This is a genomic window from Actinophytocola sp. KF-1 (genome assembly GCF_054661535.1).
Genome location: NZ_BAAFVK010000022.1, coordinates 1 through 23,082 on the forward strand (window position 1 = coordinate 1; position 23,082 = coordinate 23,082).

At 71.9% G+C, this 23,082-nt stretch carries 18 protein-coding genes; 12 read left to right on the top strand and 6 right to left on the bottom strand.

Translation table 11 applies throughout. The features are described 5' to 3' along the window. Nucleotides 1-257: 257 nt before the first annotated feature. Nucleotides 258-1,463: a D-arabinono-1,4-lactone oxidase gene (locus ACYQ77_RS42480; protein WP_459722938.1), complete on the bottom strand. Its 1,206-nt coding sequence runs from the start codon at nucleotides 1,461-1,463 to the stop codon at nucleotides 258-260. Then, entirely contained in the window at nucleotides 1,464-4,193 is a 2,730-nt protein-coding gene (locus tag ACYQ77_RS42485; RefSeq protein ID WP_459722940.1) for a helix-turn-helix transcriptional regulator, read from the bottom strand. Between the two features lie 46 nt (nucleotides 4,194-4,239). Between ACYQ77_RS42485 and ACYQ77_RS42490 the strand changes: the two genes are divergently transcribed. From ACYQ77_RS42490 to ACYQ77_RS42500, 3 genes are all read left to right on the top strand, one after another. Then, complete coding sequence (locus tag ACYQ77_RS42490; protein WP_459722943.1) at nucleotides 4,240-5,106, top strand: LysR family transcriptional regulator; 867 nt, start codon at nucleotides 4,240-4,242, stop codon at nucleotides 5,104-5,106. Nucleotides 5,107-5,177: 71 nt separating this feature from the next. After that, nucleotides 5,178-6,236 carry a tartrate dehydrogenase gene (locus tag ACYQ77_RS42495; RefSeq protein WP_459722944.1) on the top strand — a complete coding sequence of 353 codons (1,059 nt, stop codon included), beginning with the start codon at nucleotides 5,178-5,180 and terminating at the stop codon, nucleotides 6,234-6,236. 23 nt (nucleotides 6,237-6,259) lie between these two features. Continuing rightward, entirely contained in the window at nucleotides 6,260-7,252 is a 993-nt protein-coding gene (locus ACYQ77_RS42500) for a cation diffusion facilitator family transporter (RefSeq protein ID WP_459722947.1), read from the top strand. Nucleotides 7,253-7,904: 652 nt separating this feature from the next. On the opposite strand, the gene ligD (ACYQ77_RS42505) is transcribed toward ACYQ77_RS42500, so the two are convergent. The 4 genes from ligD (ACYQ77_RS42505) to sigJ form a co-directional block, all read right to left on the bottom strand. Continuing rightward, complete coding sequence (gene ligD / locus ACYQ77_RS42505; RefSeq protein WP_459722949.1) at nucleotides 7,905-8,768, bottom strand: non-homologous end-joining DNA ligase; 864 nt, start codon at nucleotides 8,766-8,768, stop codon at nucleotides 7,905-7,907. Continuing rightward, a complete protein-coding gene (gene ligD, locus ACYQ77_RS42510) occupies nucleotides 8,765-9,682 on the bottom strand; it encodes a non-homologous end-joining DNA ligase (protein WP_459723067.1) in 918 nt (305 codons plus the stop codon). The genes ligD (ACYQ77_RS42505) and ligD (ACYQ77_RS42510) overlap by 4 nt, the downstream gene beginning before the upstream one ends. Nucleotides 9,683-9,791: 109 nt before the next feature. Next, the gene (locus ACYQ77_RS42515; RefSeq protein WP_459722952.1) at nucleotides 9,792-10,904 is read right to left on the bottom strand and encodes an Rv2629 family ribosome hibernation factor; all 1,113 of its coding nucleotides are present in this window, start codon (nucleotides 10,902-10,904) and stop codon (nucleotides 9,792-9,794) included. Nucleotides 10,905-10,955: 51 nt separating this feature from the next. Continuing rightward, complete coding sequence (sigJ, locus tag ACYQ77_RS42520; protein ID WP_459722954.1) at nucleotides 10,956-11,834, bottom strand: RNA polymerase sigma factor SigJ; 879 nt, start codon at nucleotides 11,832-11,834, stop codon at nucleotides 10,956-10,958. Between the two features lie 128 nt (nucleotides 11,835-11,962). Between sigJ and ACYQ77_RS42525 the strand changes: the two genes are divergently transcribed. From ACYQ77_RS42525 to ACYQ77_RS42565, 9 genes are all read left to right on the top strand, one after another. Further along, complete coding sequence (locus ACYQ77_RS42525; RefSeq protein WP_459723069.1) at nucleotides 11,963-12,556, top strand: hemerythrin domain-containing protein; 594 nt, start codon at nucleotides 11,963-11,965, stop codon at nucleotides 12,554-12,556. A gap of 596 nt (nucleotides 12,557-13,152) precedes the next feature. After that, nucleotides 13,153-14,814: a protein O-GlcNAcase gene (locus tag ACYQ77_RS42530; protein ID WP_459722957.1), complete on the top strand. Its 1,662-nt coding sequence runs from the start codon at nucleotides 13,153-13,155 to the stop codon at nucleotides 14,812-14,814. A gap of 24 nt (nucleotides 14,815-14,838) precedes the next feature. After that, on the top strand, nucleotides 14,839-16,650 hold the full coding sequence (locus tag ACYQ77_RS42535; protein WP_459722959.1) for an MBL fold metallo-hydrolase: 1,812 nt from the start codon (nucleotides 14,839-14,841) through the stop codon (nucleotides 16,648-16,650). After that, the gene (locus ACYQ77_RS42540; protein WP_459722961.1) at nucleotides 16,647-18,296 is read left to right on the top strand and encodes an alpha-galactosidase; all 1,650 of its coding nucleotides are present in this window, start codon (nucleotides 16,647-16,649) and stop codon (nucleotides 18,294-18,296) included. The genes ACYQ77_RS42535 and ACYQ77_RS42540 overlap by 4 nt, the downstream gene beginning before the upstream one ends. Nucleotides 18,297-18,364: 68 nt before the next feature. Then, entirely contained in the window at nucleotides 18,365-19,705 is a 1,341-nt protein-coding gene (locus ACYQ77_RS42545; protein ID WP_459722963.1) for an extracellular solute-binding protein, read from the top strand. Further along, entirely contained in the window at nucleotides 19,706-20,659 is a 954-nt protein-coding gene (locus ACYQ77_RS42550; RefSeq protein ID WP_459722966.1) for a carbohydrate ABC transporter permease, read from the top strand. Further along, nucleotides 20,659-21,552 (top strand): carbohydrate ABC transporter permease, encoded by an 894-nt coding sequence (locus ACYQ77_RS42555; RefSeq protein WP_459722967.1) that lies wholly within the window; start codon nucleotides 20,659-20,661, stop codon nucleotides 21,550-21,552. Before ACYQ77_RS42550 ends, ACYQ77_RS42555 begins: the two co-directional genes overlap by 1 nt. Further along, nucleotides 21,549-22,514, top strand: a complete 966-nt coding sequence (locus ACYQ77_RS42560) for an ROK family protein (protein ID WP_459722969.1) — start codon at nucleotides 21,549-21,551, stop codon at nucleotides 22,512-22,514. The genes ACYQ77_RS42555 and ACYQ77_RS42560 overlap by 4 nt, the downstream gene beginning before the upstream one ends. Further along, entirely contained in the window at nucleotides 22,511-23,080 is a 570-nt protein-coding gene (locus tag ACYQ77_RS42565) for a D-sedoheptulose-7-phosphate isomerase (protein WP_459722972.1), read from the top strand. Before ACYQ77_RS42560 ends, ACYQ77_RS42565 begins: the two co-directional genes overlap by 4 nt. Nucleotides 23,081-23,082: the final 2 nt, after the last annotated feature.

Below are 23,082 nucleotides of genomic sequence, written 5' to 3' on the forward strand. Positions count from 1 at the left end.
CGTAGACTCGTACCGCAACAGCCCCACCCTGGTCGTTCGTCTTCTGTGGAAGGAAAACGATCCTAGCCAGGCGGGGCTGTTGCGCTGTCTACAAGATCAACACTTCTGAATAACCCTCTCCCTTTCGGGACCGGCGAGTCGGCGGTTCGCGAACCGCCAACTCGGGAGTCGTGAACGGGCGACTCGCGGGTCCTGAACGGGCGACTCGCGGGTCGCGAACGGGAGACTCGCGCGTCCTGAACGGGAAACTCGCGGGGTTAGGTCAGGTTGTCCAGGTAGGTGTTGGTGAACTTGTTCCCGGGGTCGTGGTGGGTGCGTAGTTCTGTGAAGTCCGGCCACCTCGGGTAGAGGGTGCTGGTTTTCCTTGTGTGGAACAGCTTTCCCCAGTGGGGGCGGGCGCCCAGGGGGAGCAGGGCCGCTTCCAGGTCCGGTAGCAGCGCTGTGACGCCCGGGACGTCCAGCTTCCACGTGAAGTGGATCGCCAGTACGTCCCGGTCGTACGCCGGGGACAGCCACAGGCGGTCCGCCGCCACCGTGCGCAGTTCCGTGATCTGCAGCAGTGGCGAGATCCGCGGCGCCATCTCCCGCAGCCGCGTCAGCGCCGTCACCGCCGCGTCCCTGGGCAGCAGGTACTCGCTCTGCAGCTCGGCGCCCGCGCTCGGCTTGTGGCCCAGCCTGAAGTGCGGCAACCGGTCCAGCCACGGGCCGGGCACACCGCCCTGCTCGGTCACCGCCGCCACCGGCTCGCCCGCCAGCATGTGCACCGGGCCCGGCGCGGGCGTCGCCTCGAACGGCAGGGACGCGGGTCCCGTGCTCTTCACCCACACCTGCGCGGGCCCGGTCCAGTCGGTGAACACGCTGACGCTGTACCCGCACGCGAACAACGCGTCCAGCTCCCCGGTCACCGACGCCCACGGCACGTCCACCCACACTTGTTGCCGCACCTCGTAAGCGGGCCGGACGTCCAGCGTCACCCTGGTCACCACGCCCAGCGCGCCGAGCGCCACGACGCTGCCCGCGAACTCCGGGTCGCCGCGCCACAACGTGCGCAGCCCGCCCGACGCGGTCACCAGTTCGAGCCCGGCCACCGCCGTGGACAGGCAGCCGTTGCCGTCGCCGGAGCCGTGCGTGCCGGTCGCGATCGCGCCCGCCACGGAGATGTGCGGCAGCGACGCCATGTTCGCCAGCGCGAGCCCGCGCCCGGCCAGGAACTCCGCCAGCACCCCGTACCGGACACCCGCGGGCACCGACACCTGGTCGCCGGTCACGACGATCTCGTCCGGCAGCTCCTCCAGCGACACCAGCGTGCCCGGCCCGTCCGCCAGGTCGTTGAACGAGTGCCGCGACCCCAGCGCACGCACCCGCTCCCGGTCCGCCACCAGTTCCCGCAGCGCGTCGACCGACCGCGGCCGCACGACCTCACGCGCCCGGTAGGTGATGTTGCCGGCCCAGTTCTGCTCCACCTACGCGTGCTCCTGTCTGTGTGCCAGTGCGGCCGCCTGGATCCTGCTCTTCACCCCGAGCTTCCGCAGGATGTTGGAGACGTGCACGCTCGCCGTCTTCGTGCTGATGAACAACTCCGCCGCGATCTCCGCGTTCGTCTTCCCCTGCCCCACCAGCGCGAAGATCTCCGCCTCGCGCGCGGTCAGCCCCAGCGCGGGCGCCGCGCCCGACGGGACCAGCCGCGCCCGCCCGGCCAGCGCCGCGATCCGGTCGGCCAGCGGTGCCGCGGACAGCTCGGCCGCCGTCGCGGCGGCGGCCGCCAGCAGTTCGGCCGCCCGCACGCGGGAACCCTTGGCGGACAACAGGGCCTCGGCCTCGCGGAACCGGGCGTACGCGGTCAGGTACACCTCCGGGCCACCGTCCACCGCGGCCCACGCCGCCGGGTCCGGGCCCGCGCGTTCCGCCTCGGCCAGCGCCACGGCACGCAGCGTGCGCGGCAACGCCACCGCGCCCCGCGCCTCGAGGGACGTGCGGTGCTCACGGCCCGCGGACAGCAGCTCGTCGGCCGTGGCGGTGTCCCCGGTGGCCATGGCGAGCCACACGCCCGTCGCCACGAGCCGGGCGACCAGCCACATGTCCTGCGCGGCCAACGCCGTCTCCAGACCCGTCCGGACCGCGGCCAGACCGTCGGCGTGCCTGCCTTCCTCACCCGCCAGACGGGCCCGCAGGTGCGCGAGCTCGGTGCCGTACTGAGCGTCGTCCTGCCCGTCCAGCACGGCGCCCGCCCTGGCCAGCAGCGCGGCGGCGGCCGCAGGCTCACCTCGGCGCAGGAGGACCTCCGCGCGCGGCAGGTCCACGAAGATCCAGTTGAACGGGTCCGCGGCCGGGTCGTCCGGGTCGGCCGCGGTGTCGAGCGCCTCGTCCCACCGGCCCAGCTCGGCGAGCGCACGCACGGCGTTGCCCACGATCGGCAGCAGGTAGATCGCGAACCCCAGCTCGCTCGCCCGTTCGACGCCGTCGCGGGCCAGCGCCAGCGCCTCGGTCTGCCGGTCCGCCCAGATCAGGCTCTCGGCCGTGTTCACGTACCCGACACCCACGAACCGGGGCACCCCGGTACGCGCCCCGAACTCGCGGTGCCGCGCCAGGTACCCGACGCCCTCGTCGACGTGCCCGAGCATGACGTGCGCGGTGCCGAGCGCGGTGAGTGCGCGGTTGCGCGGCACGAGGTCGTCGTCCGGGCCCTCGGGGGCCAGCGGCAGGATCCGCTCGCCGTGCCGCACCGCGTCCAGGTGCCGCGCACCCAGCATGGCCAGCATCATCTGCCACGACTCGACCCGCAGCCGCGCGGGCGAGCCGTCCGGCAGCAGCCGCACGGTCTCGGCGCTCGCGTGCCGCGCCAGCTCCCAGTTGCCGACGCTGCGGGCCTGGTAGGACAGCTGCTCGTAGGCGTGCGCGATCCGTTCCGGGTCGCGCAGGTCGGCCAGCCGCTGCTGTGTCAGCTCCACGGCGCGCTGGTTGTGCCCGGCGAGGCTCGCGGCCTCGGCGGCCCGTTCGAGGAGCTGGTCGTGGTCGATGCCGGTCACCGACTCGGGGTCGGCGACGTCCGGCCACCGGCGCAGCGCCCGTTCGTAGTGCGCGTGCGCGGCCGCGGGGGCGTGCCCGTCGGACGCGCCGGCGGCGGCGACCACCGCCGCGGCCAGCGCCGGTTCCGCCGCACCCGCCGCGTCCCAGTGGTGCGCCAGCTCGGCCGCGTGCGAGCGAGCCAGCTCGGGACGGGCCGTGAGGCCGCGCGCGACGGCCGCGTGCGCCTGCCGCCGCTCACCGGGCAGCAGCTCCCGGTACAGCGCCTCCTGGATGAGCGCGTGCCGGAACGCGTAGGCGTCCGGTTCGACGATCACCAGCTGGCCGTGGTCGATCAGGTCGCGGACGGCCGCGTCCAGGTCGTCGGCAGGCACCAGCGCGGCCAGCAGGTCGTGCGGCACGGTCCTGCCGACCACGGACGCGAGCCGCGCCAGCCGCTGCGCGGGCGCGGACAGCCGGGCCATCCGGGTCACGATGATCTCGCGGACCGTCCTCGGCACCGTGTTGCCCTCGGCGAGCAGCTCCTCGGTGAAGAACGGGTTGCCCTCGGCGCGGGCCACGAGCGTGTCGACCAGCTCGGTCGGCGGCGGCGCGCCGAGGATGCCCGCCGCGAGCGCCGCCACCCCCTCGCGGTCCAGCGGCGGCAGGTGGAGCCGGGTGGTGTGCCGGGACCGGGACAGCTCCGCGACGAGCGCCGCGACCGGGTGGTGGGCGGGCACCTCGTCGGCCCGGCAGGTGACGATGATCAGCACGGGTGCGCTCGCGAGCGCCCGTTGCAGGAACAACAGCAGGTCACGGGTGGCGGCGTCGGCCCAGTGCAGGTCCTCGACCACCAGCACGACCCGCTCGCCCGCGGCGCGGATCGCGTCGGCGATCCTGCGGTACTCGGCGGCCCGGTCACCCGCCGCGGGGCCGCCCGCACCGGTGAACAGGTGGGGGAGCGCCTCGACGAACGGCGCGTACGGGATGTCCGCCTCGAACTGCAGGCAGCCGCCGGTCAGCACGGTCGCGCCGGTCTGCTCGGCGAACGCGCGGACCAGCCGCGTCTTGCCGACGCCCGCGTCCCCGTCGACCAGCACCATCCGGATGTCCGAAGTGGACTCACAGGCGGTGAGGGCGGTGAGCTCGGCTCGCCGCCCGATGAGTTCCGGCACCGACACCCGCGCCACGCGGTGCAGTATGTCCTAGACGGCGGTTCGCCCATAGCCTCGGTGTATGGACGTGCGCCAGCTGCAGTACTTCCTCGCGATCGTCGACCACGGGAGCGTGCACCGGGCCGCGCAGGAGCTGTTCGTGGCGCAGCCGTCCGTGTCGCAGGCGCTGCGGGCGCTCGAACGCGATCTGGGCACCGAGTTGTTCCACCGCACCGGCCGCAGGCTCGTGCTCACCCCGGCCGGGGAACGGCTGATCGACCCGGCGCGGGAGGTGCTGCGCGGGGTCGAGCTGGCCCGCGCGACCGTCGAGGCGGTGCACGGGCTGCGGGCGGGACGGCTGGTGATCTCGTCCATGCCGTCGCAGGCGGTGAGCCCGCTCGCGGCGATGATCAGCCGGTTCCGCGCCGAGTACCCGCTGGTCGAGGTGGCGGTGCGGGCCGCGGCCACACCGCCGGAGGTGATCGCGGCGATCCGCTCGGGCACCGCGGAGCTGGGCGTGCTCGGCACGCCGCACCTCGGTCCCGACCTGGCGGGGCTCGCCGTGCACCAGCTGGAGACGCAGGCGTTCGTGCTGGTCGCGGGCACCGAGGCGGACCTGCCCGCGGGCGAGCCGGTACCCCCGGAGGCGCTCCGGGGCCAGCGGTTGATCGTCGGCCAGCCGGGCACCGGCATGCGGCGCGTCGCCGACGACATCCTCCGCCGGGCGCGGGGGTCGCGGATCGCGGTGGAGATCGAGCACCGGGAGGCGGTGCTGCCGCTCGTGCTGGCGCGGGTCGGGGTCGCGGTGCTCAGCGAGTCGTGGCGCGAGATGGCCAGGGTGGCCGGCGCGGTGGTGCGCGACCTGGCGAGCGACGAGGTGCTGCGGGTGTGCCTGGTGCACCGGGAGGGCCGCCTGAGCCCGGCCGCCGCCGCATTCCTGCCTCGATAGGCACCGCCTATCAGTCCGACAGGGAGCCGGTCTTGGCCCCGGCCGCCCCGCGTCCGTTTGACTCATGGGTCATGACCGACCACCGCATCGCCCTCATCCCCGGCGACGGCATCGGCGCCGAGGTGCTGCCGCCCGCCCGAGCCGTCCTCGATCGTGTGGGCGCCCGCCACGGCGTCACGTTCAGCTACGACGAGTTCGACTGGTCGTGTGCCCGGTACCTGGCCGAGGGCGCGATGATGCCCGCCGACGGGCTGGACCGCGTCCGCCACCACGACGCGATCCTGCTCGGTGCGGTCGGCTGGCCGGGCGTGCCGGACCACGTGTCGCTGTGGGGGCTGCTGATCCCGATCCGGCGGCAGTTCCGGCAGTACGTGAACCTGCGGCCGATCATGGTGTTCGAGGGCGTGCCGACTCCCGTCCGCGGCGCGGAGCCGGGCATGGACTTCGTGGTCGTGCGGGAGAACGTCGAGGGCGAGTACTCGGAGGTCGGCGGCCGGTTCAACCGCGGCTTCCCCGACGAGATGGCCGTGCAGGAGGCGATCTTCACCCGGCCGGGGGTCACCCGGATCCTGGACTACGCGTTCGAGCTGGCGGCGACGCGCCGCGGGCACGTCACGTCGGCGACGAAGTCGAACGGGATCGTGCACACGATGCCGTTCTGGGACGAACTGGTCGCCGAAGCCGGTGTGCGGCACCCCGGCGTCGAGTGGCGGCAGGAGCACATCGACGCGCTGGTCGCCAAGATCGTGCTGGACCCGTCGCGGTTCGACGTGATCGTCGGCTCGAACCTGTTCGGCGACATCCTGTCCGACCTGGCGGCCGCGGTGGCGGGCAGCATCGGCATCGCCCCGGCGGGCAACATCGACCCGACGCGCGAGTTCCCGTCGATGTTCGAGCCGGTACACGGTTCCGCGCCCGACATCGCCGGCCGGGGCGTGGCGAACCCGCTGGGCGCGATCTGGTCGGCGGCGATGATGCTCGACCACCTCGGCCACCCGGAGGCGGCGGCGTCGGTGATGGCCGCGCTCACCGACGTGCTGGCGAACTCGCCGGTCCGCACGAGGGACCTGGGCGGCACCGCGTCGACGGCGGAGTTCACGAAGGCGGTGCTCGACGCGCTGCCGGGCTGACGCCGAGGTTCTAGTGTCGAGCCGTGGCCGAAGAGAAGTCCGAGAGCACGCTCACCGTGCTGGTGGCACTGGGCGCAAACTTCGCAATCGCCGTACTGAAGCTGATAGCGGGCATCATCACGGGCTCGGCGGCGATGCTCGCGGAGGCGGCGCACTCGGTGGCGGACACGTTGACCGAGGGCCTGCTGCTGACCGCGCTGCGCAGATCGACCAAGCCGGCGGACCGCGCCCACCCGTTCGGGTACGGGAAGGAACGGTACTTCTGGTCGCTCATGGCGGCGGTGTCGATCTTCACGTCCGGTGCCCTGTTCGCGTTCTACGAGGGCTTCCGCACCGTGTTCGGCGAGCCGGAGGAACAGACCAGCCCGATTGTCGGGTACCTCGTGCTGGCACTGGCGTTCGTCCTCGAAGGTGTGTCGTGGCTGCGGGCGGTGCGCCAACTCCGGTCGGAGGCAGCGGCCGAAGGACGGACCGTGCGGCAGTACCTGTCGCTGATCGACGACCCCACGGTCAAGACGGTGTTCTACGAGGACAGTGCCGCGCTGGCGGGCATCCTGCTGGCCTTCGGCGGCCTGGCCCTCCACGACGTCACCGGCGATTCCCTGTGGGACGGGCTGGCGTCGGTGCTCATCGGCGTCCTGCTCGCGGGGGTCGCGTACCTCCTGGGGCGGACGAACCTGGGGTTGCTGATCGGCCGCCAGGCGGACCCCGCGATCGTCCGCGGCGCCCGCGAGTGGCTGAACGCCGCGCCGGAGGTCGAGGTGGTCGTGGACCTGCTGACCATGGTGACCGGGACGGATCGCATCCTGATGTGCGCCCGCCTCGACTTCGTCGACGACCTCACGGCGGCGGACCTGGAGGTGGCGTGCGTCCGCATCGCCGGGGAACTGGCGGAGCGGTACCCGGACCTGGACGAGATCTTCCTCGAACCCGTTCCTCGGTCGGATCCGGGTCTGCGGGCCCGGGTACTGGCGCGCTACGGGGAGGACAGACCCGCGCCGCGAGAGGCGCGTTGACGGCACTTCGCACGCGAACGCGGCCTGGCTGCCCGGTACTTGACTCATGTCCCACCCGATGCCGCAGGGTTCCGTCGTTCTGGGCTTGTCGGTGTGCGTTGCGTGGGTTTTCCCTCCGGGGGGTCCTCGCCGGACGGGCTGGTCTCCGGGATGGCGGCGGGTCTTGCACGGGGCTGGGTTGGCAAGGACTGGTGTCCGTGGTGGTGCCTGCCATCCCGTCGACCTCCCACGGGCTATCACACCGCGTCAAGGGGCCCGGGAGGCTTGGGCACGGGGTTGCTTCATGCTTCCGGGCCCCTTGACCCGGTGTGATCGGGCTTCGCCAGGTCGACGGGATGGCAGGCACCCCTCACGGGGTTATGGGGCTTCGCCCCGGCTTCGCGGTGCCGGGCGCGCAGCGCCCGGCACGCCGGGATCGGCGTCCTCATTCCGGAGTCGGGATCCTCATTCCGGAGTCGGGATCCTCATTCCGGGCTCGGGATTCCCCATGCTGGGGGCGGCGTCCTGGGTCTGCTCCCACCGCTCGCGCGCGCGATGGCAACCCCCACCCGATCCCGGGGGCCACCCGCCATGCCAGTCTACCGGGGACCACCGACGATTTCGGGGTGGAAGGGGGTGGCTGTGGATAACTCGGGCGGTTGTGGACAACTTCTCAACCGCGGGTCAGTGCCTTTAGTGCCGTGGTGGCTGATGCCGCGTCGTTGGACATGTCGGCCCACGGGTCCTTCTTGCGGCGCCTCCGGATCCGGTCGGGGGTGAACCCGTCCGGTTCGACCCGGCTCAGTTCGTCCCACGTGATCGGGATCGCCACGCCGGCCTGCGGGCGTGCCCGCAGCGTGAACGGTGCCACGAACGTCTGCCCGTACGCATTCCGGTTGACATCCAGGAAGATCCGGTCACCGCGCTTGTTCTTGCGTTGTGCGGTCGTCAGCAGGTCCGGGTCCTCCGCCGCGACGTGGTCCGCCAGTGCCATCGACAGCGCACGCGTCTCCTCCCAGTCCGCGCTGCGGTCCAGCGGCGCCACCACGTGGAACCCACGCCCGCCGGTCGCCTGCACGTACGGCGTCAGCCCCACCTCCCGGTACACCGCGGCCAGCCGGCGCGCGACGTCGCGGAGTGTGCGTACCGGCACCCCCGATGGCGGGTCGATGTCGATCACCAGCAGGTCCGGGTGTTCCAGGTCCTCCACAGTGGACAGCCAGACGTGGAACTCGATGGTCGCCTGGTTGGCCAGGTACACCAGCGTGTCCTCGTCGTCGCACACGACGTGGTGGATCGTGCCGCCCTGGCGCTGGGGGACCTCCACCACCCGCACCCAGTCGGGGAAGTGGTCCGACGCGTCCTTCTGGAAGAACCCGCCGCCCTCGATGCCGTCCGGGTAGCGGCGCATCGTCAGTGGGCGGCCCCGCAGGTGCGGCAGCATCTCCTCCGCCACCCGGCGGTAGTGCTCGATGACGTCCCCTTTGGACAACCCGGCGTCCGGGAAGAACTCCTTGTCGAGATTGGACAGTTTCACGGCCCCTCCCGTACCACGTCGGTCGGCGACTTGTCGTTGCGCAGCCCCGTGAACCGCGGGTGGCGCAGCCGTCCGTCGGTCGTCCACTCCGTGAACCCGATCTGCGCCACCAGCTCCGGCGCGACCCAGTGCACGTCCGGCTCCCGCACCCGCTCCGCGAACGGGCTCCGGTCGACCTCCAGCCCCCGCATCCGCTCCCGCAGCGACACCAACGCCGTCCGGTCGTAGCCGGTGCCGACCTTGCCCGCGTACCGCAACCGGTCACCGTCGTAGTAGCCGACGAGCAGTGCGCCGAACCCCGCCCGCGAACCCTTCGGGTCGGTGAACCCGCCGACCACGAACTCCTGGTCCCGCACGCACTTGAACTTCAGCCAGTCCGCCGACCGGCCCGGCTGGTACAGCGAGTCCGCCCGCTTCGCGATCACGCCCTCCCAGCCGCGCCCGCACGCCTCCGCGAAGTACGCTTCGCCCTCCGTGTCCCGGTGTGCGGACAGGCGCAGCGGATCGGTGAACGTGAACGCCTTCCGCAGGACGCGCTTGCGCTCCCGCAACGGCGTGCCGCGCAGGTTCTCACCCCCGTACGACAGCAGGTCGAACAGGTAGTAGTACACCCGCACCCCGGTCGCCGCGATCCGTTTCGGGTCCGTCAGGTGGATACGGGGCTGCAGCGCGGAAAAGCTGGTCTGCGCGCCGTCGAACGCGACGATCTCCCCGTCCGCCACGAACTCCGGGCCGCCGTACTCGGCCAGCGCCTCCGCCAGTTCCGGGAAGCTGCCGTCGATGCGCTTCTCGTTGCGGGACCACAGGCGCACCGCGCCACCGTCGCGTTCGGACAGTGCGCGCACACCGTCCAGCTTGCGCTCGAACAGCCAGCTCGCCGACGAGAACCGCCGGTCGGTGAGCGTCGCGAGCATCGCCTTCGGCGCGTTCACTCGAGGTCCTCGTCACGTCCGCGGCGCCCGGCGGGCTCGCCGGACGCCGCGGTGTCGCGCTTCGACCGGTACTCGGTCAGCCGGTCCTCGCTCATGGCCGGTGCCGCAGCAGCACCCCGACGCCGTCGCGCACGGGCACCGGTTCGCCGCGCACGTCGGCGGCGCTCACCAGCTCGGCGCCCACCAGCAACGCGGCGACCGGCAGTGCCTCGTCGGCGGGTGCCTGGTCGACCTGCCGGGCGCCGACGGCACGCAGCTCGTCCTCGTTGAGCGCCACGGTCCTCGGTTCCGCGCTGGTCCACACGACCGTGTCGTGCAGCGCCTGGTCGTCGCCGAACACGACGGCGGCAGCGTTGCCTTCCCGCAGCGCGGCGGTCGTCTCGGCGAGCCCCTGCACGGCGAGGCCGCGGTCGGCGGCCAGCGCGGCGCGGAACTCCTCGACGACGGCGTCCTGCTCGGCCCGCGACCGCTCGGCGGCGAGGCTCGCGACGATCCGGTCGAAGTCGCCGCCGTCGTTCTCGCGGCGGCCCGACGGCTCGGCCAGGATCTCGCGGCAGCGCGGCGGCAGCTCGTCCGCCAGCTCCGCGACCACGGCCTGCTCGCCCGCGACGACCAGCAGCCGGGCGCCGACCTCGTCGACCAGCCTGGTCAGCTCCTCGGCGACCTTGCGGACGTTGCGGTGCACGGTCTCCTCGACGTTGTGCTGGATGCGCAGGTGCGACCAGCCGCCACCGCGGACCTTGTGCACCGGGTGGTCCTCACCCTCCGTGGTGTGCTCGGTCCGCACCACCCCATCGGTGTCGACAGCGCGGACGTCGGCGCCGGTCTTGTCGACGAGCGCGGCGACGTGCGGCACCTGGCCGGCGTCGAGTGCGACGAGCGGCAGCAGGTACGGGCACGAGCCGACGCGGGTGACGGGAGCGGGCGGCGGGCCCGCGAGCGTGCGGTCGAGCAGCACCTCGCCGCCCGCGGCGATCAGCAGCCTGCCGACGCGACCCTCGGCGGGCGGGGACGTGCGCACGGCCTCGTCGAGCGCGGCGAGCGTCTGCTCGTCGGCGCCCTTCTCGGCCAGCTCCCCGCGCGCGGCACGCCAGCGCAGCTCCTGCTCCCGTGCGGCGTTCTCGGTGTCGTGCGACCCGTCCAGGTGGACGGTGGCGAACGGGCCCTGGTGCGCCAGCACCCGGCGCAGCTCACCGGTGTTCATCTGTGCGCCTCCTTCCGGTCCGGCGCACCGGGTACCCCTTCGCGGCGGTGGTCATTCCAGTACGAGCGCGGCCACCCGATCCGGGTCGGCGAGGACGTCGATCTCGACGATCCGGCCACCGACCACCGTGAAACCGAACACGACCTGCGGTTTCCCGTCGCGCCGGACGACCATGCCGGCCGCCCCGTTGACCAGCGCGGGCTCGCCGGCCACGGCCGCGCCCGACCGCCGGAACAGCAGCGCCTGCCCGGCCACGGCCTCGGCGCCGCGCACGGTCCGCATCGCGCCTGCCGGCAGGACACCGCCGTCGGTCCGCAGCACGACGTCCGGGTCGAGCACGGCGACGAGCCGGTCGAAGTCACCGCCACGCGCGGCGGCGAAGAAGGCGTCGACCACCACGCGCTGCCGGGACAGGTCGGGGTCGGGCGTGGTCGGCGCGCCCTGGACGCGCCGCCGGGCGCGGCTCGCGAGCTGCCGGGTGGCGGCGTTGGAGCGGCCGATGATCGGCGCGATCTCGTCGAAGGGCAGTCCGAACATGTCGTGCAGCACGAACGCGAGCCGCTCGGCGGGGTCGAGCGTGTCCAGCACGACCAGCAGGGCGAGCCCGACGGAGTTCGCGAGCAGCGCCTGGTGCTCGGGGTCGAACCCGTCGGCGCGCCCGACCACGGGGTCCGGCAGGTGCGGCCCGGCGGGTTCCTCCCGGCGTGCCCGCCGTGACCGCAGCATGTCGAGGCACACCCGGCCCACGACGGTCGTGAGCCAGCCGCCGAGGTTCTCGACGTCGCTGGTGTCCGTTCTGGACAGTCGCAGCCACGCTTCCTGCACGGCGTCGTCGGCCTCGGTGAGCGAGCCCAGCATGCGGTACGCCACCGCGCGCAGGTGGCCGCGGTGCCCCTCGAACCGCTCGGCGAGCCAGTCGTTGTCGTCCATCAGTCCTCCGTGGTGGTCCTACCGCACTGACGAACCGGACGCGACCGATGTGACCAGCGCCGGTCACATCGGCGCCGTGGCGTTCGTCATGGCCGTGACCACTTCGGAAGGGGAAGACCGTGCCCGACATGACGATGATGTACGTGATGCACGACGCGCTGCGCCGCGACCTGGGCCTGCTCGCGAAGTCCGCGGCGAAGCGCACACCACTCCTGCGCACCGCCGCGGGCTGGGAACTGTTCAAGAAGGCGCTGCTCACCCACCACGTCGCCGAGGACGAGGCGCTGTGGCCACCCATGCGCGCAGCACTGGCCGACCGCCCCGACGACCTGGCCCTGCTGGCCGCGATGGAGGACGAGCACGCCCGCATCGACCCCCTGCTGGCCGCGATCGACGAGGCACTGACCGACGAGACACGGCTCGACCGGGTAGGCGACCTCACCGACGCGCTCGCGTTCGAACTGACCGCACACCTCGCCCACGAGGAGAAGGAGGCGCTCGCCCTGGTCGAGGCCACGGTCACGGAAGCGGACATCGCCGCGTTCGGCGGCGCACACACCACACGCTACGGCGCGGACGTCTCGCGCATCCTGCCGTGGCTACTGGACGGCACGGCAGACGACACGGCGTTGGCGATCATCGGCGGCCTGCCGGAACCGGTCCGCAACGCCTACCGCGACGCATGGCTACCAGCACACCGCGCAACCCAACTGTGGCCATGACAGTGGGGAAGACCTGACGCCCCACCGCACCACACAACGGACTGCTGCCCGGACTCCCGGAGCCTTGCCCGTCCAGCGAGGAGCCCTGCATGCCGGGCGCGCAGCGCACGGACCCCGCGAAGCGGGCGAAGCCCCATCACCCACTATGGGGTGCCTGCCATCCCGTCGACCTGGCGAAGCCCGATCACACCGGGTCAAGGGGGCCCGAAGCCCAAAGCGCCCACATGCCAAAGCCGCCGGGCCCCCTTGACGCGGTGTGATAGCCCGTGGGAGGTCGACGGGATGGCAGGCACCACCACTCAACAGCAGTCCTTGCCAACCCAGCCCCGTGCCCGACCCGCCGCCATCCCGGAGACCAGCCCGTCCGGCGAGGACCCCCCGGAGGGAAACCCCACAACAAGGTCAACCACAAAACCCGGGACATCGCTGACCTGGGAAAACCGAAAGAAAACCGCGGCCCCAGTACATACGGGCAGCCCCCACCACTCCCGGGGGCACCCCGCTGTCCAGTCTACCGGTGACCACCGACAGGGGGACGGAAGTCGATCTTGGCTGTGGACAACCGATGCACCTGTGGACAACTACCGTAAGGACGCATGGGTTCGATCATTCCGCCGCCACGACGGCTCATCCACCACGGTGGCAGTGTTCCATTCCGCCACGGCACGGTCGCCCTCGACGGGGTGACCGACCGTGCGGCGGAAGCAGTCGTCCGGTCGGCGCTCCACCGAGCAGGGGTGTACCGGACCGACGCGCCCGCCCCCGACCTCACGATCCGCTTCGCGCGCAGGGCAGGCGCACCGGAGGAGTACCGGGTGGTCACCCGTCCGGGCGAGGTCCTGCTCGAAGGCGCCGACCCCGCGGGAACCTTCCACGCCGCCAACGTCTTCGCCCGGTTGCTCGCCGACGGCCTGCCCGCGGTCACCGTCGAGGACCGGCCCGCGATGGCCTGGCGCGGGTCGATCGAGGGCTTCTACGGCACCCCCTGGACGCACCGGGAACGTCTCGCCCACCTCGACTTCCTCGGCGCCCACCGCATGAACACCTACGTCTACGCCCCCAAGGACGACCCCTACCACCGCGACCGCTGGCGTGCGGCCTACCCGCCCGACGAGCTGGCCCGCCTCGCCGAGCTGGTGAACCGGGCGAACGCCAACCACGTCAGGTTCGTCTTCACCGTCTCACCTGGACTGTCCATTCGGTACAGCGAGCGGGCCGATCTCGACGCCCTGCTCGCCAAGTTCGCCGCTGTGCGCGACCTCGGCTGCGAGCACTTCTGCGTCGCGCTCGACGACATCGATCCGCGGCTCTGGCACGACCCCCGCGACGAGACCGAGCACGGGCACCTCGGCGCCGCGCACGCGTGGCTCGTCAACCGCGTCCGCGAGTGGGCGGGCGTCCCGGTGCAGTTCGTGCCCACCGAATATCACGGGCTCGAGGAAACCCGCTACAAGAAGGAGATCCGCGACCTGCTCGCCCCCGACACCGCCGTCTGGTGGACCGGCCACGACGTCGTCCCCGCGACCATCACCGTCGACGAGGCGCGGCAGGCGCGCGAGCTGTTCGGGCACCCGATCCTCGTGTGGGACAACTACCCGGTCAACGACTACTGCCCCGGCCGGGTCCCCCTCGGCCCGTACGACGGCCGCGACAACGGGCTCTCCGCGCACGTCGAGGGCGTGCTGTCCAATCCGGCCAACCAGGTCGCGATGAGCACCGTCGCCTTGCGCGCGTTCGCCGAGTACGGCTGGGACGACACGGGGTTCGACGCCGCCGCCGCGCACCGGCGAGCGCTCGCCGCGATGGGCGACGGCCGTGCCGACGTGGCAGCCGCCCTGACCGCGTTCGCCGACCTCAACACCCGCGACGAGCGCCTCCACCACGACCAGGCGCCCCGGCACGCGGCCGTGCTCGCGCAGATCCGCGCCGACCTCGACCGTGGCGACCAGGACACCGCGCTGACCCGGCTCACCGACCTCGCGGGCCGGCTGATCGCCATGCCGGACCTGGTCGCCGCCGCCGACGCGCGGTTCGCCGTCGAGGCCGACGCGTGGCTCACCTCGGCCCGGCTGTGGGGTGAGGCCCTCGCCGCGCTGGTCCCGGTCATCACGCACGGCACCGGGCACGACCACGTCCGGCGCCTCGCCGCCGCGGCGGCGAACGTCCGCGACGACCGGCGGCCACACCACAAGAAGGGCGTCCTGGTCGGCGACGGTGTGCTGGACGTGTTCGTCACGGCGGTGCTGGACGGTTCCTGACCGCGTGTGGCAACGTTGCCACACATGCGGCCGGCCGACGGTGTCCACCTGTTCCGCGACACCTGCAACGTCTACGTCCTCGTCCGTGACCGCGACGCGGTCCTGATCGACTTCGGGGACGGCGCGGTGCTCGACCACCTCGCCGACTTCGGCGCCGACCGGGTCACCGACGTGCTCGTCACGCACCACCACCGCGACCAGGTGCAGGGCCTGCACCGGGCGGTCGCGCACGGCGCGCGGATCTGGGTGCCGCCCGTCGAGCGCGACCTGTTCGACGAGGTCGACGCGCACTGGCAGCAACGCCCCCTCCGCAACTACTACGACCTGCGCCAGGACCGGTTCTCCCTGCTGGAACCGGTCCCGGTGACGGGCACGGTCCCCGAGTACCGCACGCGCCGGTTCGGCGGCTTCGACATCACGACGGTCCCGACCCCCGGCCACACCCTGGGCTCGGTGTCCTACCTGGTGGACGTCGACGGCAGGCGGCTCGCGTTCACCGGCGACCTGATCCACAGCGCGGGCAAGGTGTGGTCGCTCGCCGCGACCCAGTGGTCGTACACCGCGCTCGAGGGCGTCAAGTCGACGGTGCTGTCGCTCTACGAACTGGGTGCCAGACGCCCGGACCTCGTGCTGCCCTCGCACGGCGACCCGATCGACGACCCGCGGGCGGCGTTCGACCTGCTGGAACGCCGCCTCCTCGCGTACCACGACTCCCGCCACGACAAGCCGTGGCACGCGCGTGGCCAGTGGGAGCACCCGTTCGAGGAACTGACCCCGCACCTGCTGCGCAACACCACCAGCTTCGCGACCAGCTACGTGCTGCGCTCGGACACCGGCGCGGCACTGCTGATCGACTTCGGCCTCGACATGATCGTCAACCTGCCGACCGGCGACGACCGGTCGTCGCGGCGGCCGTGGCTGCCTTCGCTGGGGCCGTTGAAAAGGGACTTCGGCGTCGAGCGGGTCGAGGTCGCGATCCCCACGCACTACCACGACGACCACGTGGCGGGGTTCAACCTGCTGCGCGAGGTCGAGGGCACGCGGGTGTGGTCCGCCGAAACGGTCGCGGACGTGCTGACCACGCCGGCCCGCTACGACCTGCCGTGCCTGTGGTACGACCCGATCCCGGTCGACCGGATCGTCGCGACCGGCAGACCGGTGCGGTGGCACGAGTACGAGCTGACCATGTACCCGCTGCCCGGCCACACCATGTACGCGGTGGCCATCGCGTTCGAGGTGGACGGTCAGCGGGTGGTCGCGACCGGTGACCAGCAGTCCACCACCTGGCGGCCGGGGGAGCGGGCCGAGGTGCTGAACCTGCAGTACAAGAACCGGTTCCGCATCGACGACTTCACCAAGAGCGCCGCCCTGTACCGGAAACTGGCGCCCGACCTGATGATCAGCGGGCACTGGGAACCCCGCCGCGTCGACGACGCCTACCTCGACCACCTGGAGGAGAAGGGCGCCGAACTGGCCCGCATCCACCGCGAGCTCCTGCCACTGTCCGACGTGGACTTCGACGCGGAGGGCGTCGGCGCGTGGCTGCGGCCCTACCAGGTCACGACCGGCGCCGGCGTGCCGTTCGCGGTCGAGGTCGAGGCCCGCAACCCGTTCGCCGACGCCGACGACGTGACGATCGCCCTCGTCGTGCCGGACGGCTGGCGGGCCGACCCGCCGTCGGCCACCGCCGAGGTGCCCGGCCGCGCGACGGAGACGTTCGAGTTCGTCGTCACCCCGGAGGAGACGCCCCGCCGGCGGGCACGCATCGGCGCGGACCTGACGGTCGGCGCGACCCGTTTCGGCCAGCACGCGGAGGCACTGGTGGACGTCCGATGAAGGTGACGCTCAACGCGAAGCGCGCGGTCGTGAGCGTGGCACACGACGGCGTACTGTGGTTCCAGCTCCGCCTGCTGTCCTCACTGGACACACTGCACGGCCCGGACGAGACCCTCGGTCTCACCACCACCGAGGACGACAACCGGATCACCGTACGGGCGACCAGTTCCCGCTGGGAAGAACGCGTCACCGTCCTCGAGAAACACCCAGACCGCCTGGAGATCACCACCACCGTGCGCGGCCGTGGCGACCTCCTCACCGCCCACCTGCTCGGCGGCCACCGCCCGCCGGCGGGTTTCCTGCCCAGCGGATCCGCGCTCGACACCGTGTTCTCACCCAACCCCGACCACCCGCGCCGCGTGCTGCGCCCGGCCGTCGAACCCGCCGTCATCGCCGTCACCGGCGACGGCGCGGAGCCCGGCGTCGGCCGCTGGCTGTTCTGCCCGGCGCCCTGGTGCTACGCGGTCGCCCGCGACGGCCGCTGGGCCGCCATGGGCCTCGCCGCGCCGATCGCGGAGCAGACCTTCACGTCGTTCCACTACGCGGCGGGCACCGACGGCTTCACGCTGCGCCTCGACTACGAGGGCCACACCCGTGTCGACGGCGAGTTCACCACGCCCACGCTGGTGATCCAGTTCGGCCACGACACCCCGCAGGCGGCGATCCGCGCCCACAGCGACCTGCTGCGGGAGCGGGCCATCGCACCGCCGGTCCCTGCGCAGGTGCACCGGCACTGGCTCGAACCCATCTTCTGCGGCTGGGGCGCGCAGAGCGCACTCCCCGGCACGACCCAGGACGAGTCGACGCAGGAGAACTACGACCGCTTCCTCACCCACCTCGCCCGCCACGACGTCGTCCCCGGCACGGTCGTCGTCGACGACAAGTGGGCCGCGCACTACGCCACCAGCCGCGCCGACGAGCACAAGTGGCCCGACCTGCGCGGCTGGATCGCCAAGCAGCACGCCGAGGACCGCCGCGTCCTGCTGTGGTGGAAGGCGTGGGACCACGACGGCGCGCCACCGGAGGCGTGCGTGACCCTGCCGGACGGCACGCCCGTCGCCCTCGACCCCGAGCACCCACTGGGCGAGAAGACCGTGGTCGACGCCGTCACGCACATGCTTGGCGACCTCGACGCGGACGGTCTCAAGGTCGACTTCCTCGCGAAGACCCCGAGCGGGACCGCCCTGCGGCACGCCGGACGGAGGTGGGGCGCCGCGCTGCTGCACCACCTGCTGAGGCTGGTGTACGACACGGCGAAGTCGGTCAAACCCGGTGCGCTGATCGTGACGCACACCCCGAACCCGGCGTTCGCGGACGTCACGGACATGATCCGGCTCAACGACATCCGCATGCTCGACGCGATCGACCCGGACGGCCCGGTCGTGCCGCACATGCGGTACCGCGCCTCGGTCGTCACCGCCGCGCTGCCGGGCATGCCGGTCGACAGCGACGGCTGGTGCCTGCCGGACCGCGCGGAATGGCGTGCCTACCTCGACATCCAGGCAGAACTCGGCGTGCCGGCCCTCTACTACGCCGACCGGATCGACCTCTCCGGCGAGGCGCTGACCGGTGAGGATCTGGCCGAGGTCGCGCGGGTGTGGGGGACTTACCGGCACACCCTTGACGGAGGTCGTACGTCGTCCTAGCGTGTGGCAACGATTCCATGTGGGATCGTTGCCACACTCTTTCCCCTCGACGACGCGGAGGAAGTTCCATGCGATTCCCACGGGTGGCGGCGTTATCCGCGGCAACGGCCCTGGTCCTCGCCGGTTGCGGCGGCGTCGGCGGTGGTGACGACGAGGACGGGGGCGGCGCGGTCACCCTCACCACGATGGGCTTCGGCCTCGGCGACGAGATCGCGACCGTGCGCGCGGACCTGGCAGGCAAGGCCATCGCGCCATCGAAGGTGAAGGTCAGCGAGAACGCCTTCGACGCCCAGCAGTTCCTCTCGGCGGTCGCGTCGGACAACCCGCCGGACCTGGTGTACATGGGCCGCGAGAAGCTCGGCACCTACGCCGCCCGCGGCACCCTCGAGCCGCTGGAGAACTGCGTCGAGAAGGAGGGCATCGACCTCGACCAGTACCGCGACCCCGCGCTCGAGGAGGTCACCCTCGACGGCAAGCTCTACGGCCTGCCCGAGTTCTACAACAACCGCGTCATGCTGATCAACGAGCCGTCGGTGCAGAGCGCCGGGCTCACGCCGGACGACGTCGACCCGAGCGACCGGAACAAGCTCGCGACCGTCACCGAGCAGCTCACCAAGCGCAACGGCGGCAAGCTCGCCCGCATCGGCTTCGACCCGAAGATCCCCGAGTTCCTGCCCGTGTGGGCCAAGGCCAACGGCGTCGACATGCTCAGCGAGGACGGCAAGAAGGCCAACCTCGACGACCCGAAGCTGATCGCGGCGCTCGAGTACACCGTCGGGCTGATCAACAAGCAGGGCGGCTGGGGCTCCTTCAAGGCGTTCCGCGACTCGTTCGACCTGTTCGGCGACAAGAACCCGTTCGCGACCGACCAGCTCGCCGCGTTCCCGATGGAGGACTGGTACCTCAACGTGCTCTCCGACGTCTCGCCGGACGCGAAGCTCACGGTGAAGCCGTTCACCGACGAGCAGGGCAAGGCGATCGACTTCGTCACCGGCTCGGCGTGGGCGATCCCGGCCGCGGCCAAGCACAAGGACCAGGCCTGCAAGTGGATCAAGACGATGACCGACTCGGCGACCTGGATCGCGGCCGCGGAGGCCCGCGTCGAGAAGCGCAAGTCCGAGGGCAAGGCGTTCACCGGCGTCTACACCGGCAACGAGGTCGCCGACGAGAAGATCTTCGGTGAGCTGGTGCAGCTGAGCGACAACCCGGTCTACGACAAGGCGGTCAAGGCCGTGCTCGAGGCGCAGGAGTCCGCGTTCTCGCTGCCCGCCTCGCCCGCGGGCTCGGAGTTCCAGACGGCGTGGCAGGACGCGGTGAACCGGGTGCTGTCCGGGCAGCAGTCGCCCGCCGACGCGATGAAGCAGGCGCAGCAGGAAGCCCAGACCGCGCTCGACAACGCGGCGAAGTAAATGCACCCGCTCGACACGTCCCGGAAGTCCCGCGTCCGCCGTTGGGCGCGTGGCTTCCGGGAGCGGGACACCTGGGCCGCGTACGGGTTCATGACCCCGTGGCTCGTCGGGTTCGTCGTGTTCCTCGGCGGTCCGATGATCATCAGCCTGGTCCTGTCGTTCACCGACTACGACGGGCTGCGCGAGACCAGCAACGTCGGTCTCGCGAACTACGAGCAGCTGCTGAGCGACCCGAAGATCCGCAGGAGCCTCACCAACACCATCATCTACGCGATCATGATCGTGCCCGGCACCATGATCGTGGCGCTGGGGCTCGCGATGATGCTCTCGCGGGTGGGGCGGCGCTCGGCCGGGGTGTTCCGGACCCTGTTCTACCTGCCGGAGGTGACGCCGAAGGTCGCGGTCGGCGTGCTGTTCCTGATGCTGTTCAACGGCCAGGTCGGCCTGGTGAACGGCGCCCTCGGGCTGATCGGCATCGACGGCCCCGACTGGAGCACCGACCCGGCGTGGGTGAAGCCGGGCCTCGCGCTCATGCACGTCTGGTCCATCGGCGGCACGGTCATCATCTACCTTGCCGCGCTCAACAACGTGCCGCGCGACCTGTACGAGGCGGCCGAGCTGGACGGGGTGTCGGCGTGGCAGCGGTTCCGGCACATCACCGTGCCGATGATCAGCCACGCCCTGTTCTTCACGCTGATCGTGCAGACCATCAACGCCCTGCAGACCTTCGACGAGGCCTACGCCGCGTTCTACGGCAGCTCGGCCTCGGCCACGTACTCGTCCGACGCGGCGCTGTTCTACCTCGTGTACCTGTTCCAGCAGGCGTTCCAGTTCCTGCACATGGGTTACGCGTCCGCCATGGCGTGGCTGCTGTTCGTCGTGATCATGGTGATCACCGCGATCCAGATCAAGGTCAGCAAGCGGTTCGTCTACTACGAGGGCGGTGACCGCTGATGGCGACGACCACGACGGCCCCCGCACGGCCGGCGCCGGTGCCGGCACGCGGCCCGAGACCCGTGCCGGTGAAGCGGAGCAGGGTGCTCTTCTGGATCGGGCTGACCGCCGCGTCCGTGGCGTTCCTGTACCCGTTCTGGTGGGTGCTGACCGCGTCGCTCAAGCCGCGCTCGCAGGTGTTCGACAACCTGATCCTGCCGCGCGACTGGGCGTTCGCGAACTACCTGACGATCTGGGACGCCGCGCCGGTCTGGACGTGGTTCGTCAACAGCGTCACGGTGTCGCTCGCCGCCGCGCTGGCGGTGACGATCTCCAGCGCGATGGTGGCGTGGGCGTTCGCCTACTACCGGTTCCCCGGCCGCAACGGCTGGTTCGGGCTGGTGCTCGCCACCATGATGCTGCCCGGCGCGGTCACCATGATCCCGGTCTACCTGATCTGGAACTCGGTCGGGCTCGCCACCACGCAGGTGCCGCTGTGGGCGTCGAACCTGTTCGGCAGCGCCTTCTACATCTTCCTGCTGCGGCAGTTCTTCCTCGGTCTGCCGAGGGACCTGTTCGAGGCGGCGAAGATCGACGGCGTCGGGCACTTCGGCCTGTTCTGGCGGATCGCGGTGCCGCTGTGCAAGCCCGCGCTGGTCGTGACGTTCGTGTTCGAGCTGAAGGCCAGCTGGTCGGACCTGCTCAAGCCGCTGATCTACCTGCGGGACGTGGAGCTGTTCACGCTGCCGCGCGGCCTGAAGGCGATCTCCGACCGGTTCGGGCAGGCCGGCGAGCAGCAGTGGGAGATCGTGCTCGCGGGCAGCGTCATCACCGTGCTGCCGATGGTGATCGTGTTCTTCCTGGCCCAGCGGCACTTCATCCACGGCATCGCCACGCAGGGGCGCAAGGGATGACGGCTCCGGGGGTGCTGGCGCTCGACATCGGGGGGACCAAGCTCGCGGCCGGGCTGGTCGACGCGACGGGGCGGGTCCGCTCGTTCCTCGTCGCGCCGACCCCGGCCGCGGACGGGCCGGGCCCGGTGCTCGACGTGCTGTTCTCGTTGGGTCGCAAGGCGGTCGCGGACGCGGGCGCGGACTGGCCGGAGGTGGCGGCGGTCGGCATCGGCTGCGGCGGCCCGCTCGACGCGGAGCGCGGCGTGCTGCTGTCCCCGCCGCACCTGCCGGGCTGGGTGGACGTGCCGGTGACGGCGCTGGCCGCCGCCGCGTTCGGGCGGCCCGCGGCACTGGACAACGACGGCACGGCCGCCGCCGAGGCCGAGCACCGGTTCGGCGCCGGGGTCGGCACGTCGCAGATGGTGTACCTGACGCTGTCGACGGGGGTCGGCGGCGGCGCGGTGCTGAACGGGCAGGTGTACCGGGGCGCGACCGGCAACGGCGCGGAGCTGGGGCACGTGGTCGTGGACTGGCGCGGGCGCGCGTGCCGGGGGTGTGGTGGCCGCGGGTGCCTGGAGGCGTACGTGTCCGGCACGTCGATCGCCGAGCGGGCCAGGGAGTCGCTCGACGACCGCAGTTCACTCGCGGCGCTGGACACCCTGACCGCCGCCGAGGTCGCCGCGCACGCCGCTGCCGGTGACCCGCTCGCGGCGCGGGTGTGGCGGGAGACCGTCGACGCGCTCGGCTCCGGGCTGACGTCGATCGTGAACATGCTGGAACCCGAACTGGTCGTGCTGGGCGGCGGGGTGACCCGGTCCGGCGACGCGCTGATCGACCCCGCCAGGGACGCGGTCCGGGCGGCCGCGATGACGCCCGGCGGCCGGTCGGTGCGGGTGGAACGGGCCGCGCTCGGCGACCGGGTGGGTGTCGTGGGCGCCGCGGCGGTGGCGATGCGCCGCTTCTTCAGGGAAGGACACACGTGAAACAACTGGCCGACCACCTCGCCGACCACGTCGGGCTCGCCTCCCGGGTGGAGGAGCTGCTGCCCGAGCTGTCGACCGTGGCCGACCTGCTGATCAGGACCTACGAACGCGACGGGCGGCTGTTCACGTTCGGCAACGGCGGCAGCGCCGCCGACGCGCAGCACCTCGCCGCCGAGCTGATCGGCCGCTACCAGCGCACCCGCAGACCGCTCCCCGCGCTCGCGCTGACCGTCGACCCGTCGGTGCTCACCTGCATCGCCAACGACTTCGGCTACGACGACGTGTTCGCCCGCCAGGTCGCGGGGTTCGTCCGGCCCGGTGACATGGTCATCGCGTTCTCGACCAGCGGCCGCTCGGAGAACGTGGTGCGCGGCCTCGCCGAGGCGAGGAGGATGGGTGCCACCACGGTGTTCTTCGGCGGCTCCGGTGGCGGGCCCGCCGCGGCGCACGCCGACCACGCGCTCGTGGTCGACTCCAAGCAGACCGCACGGATCCAGGAAATGCACCTGCTGCTCCTGCACCTGCTCAGCGAGCGGGTCGACGCATGGGCCGCCGGGGAGGGGTGACG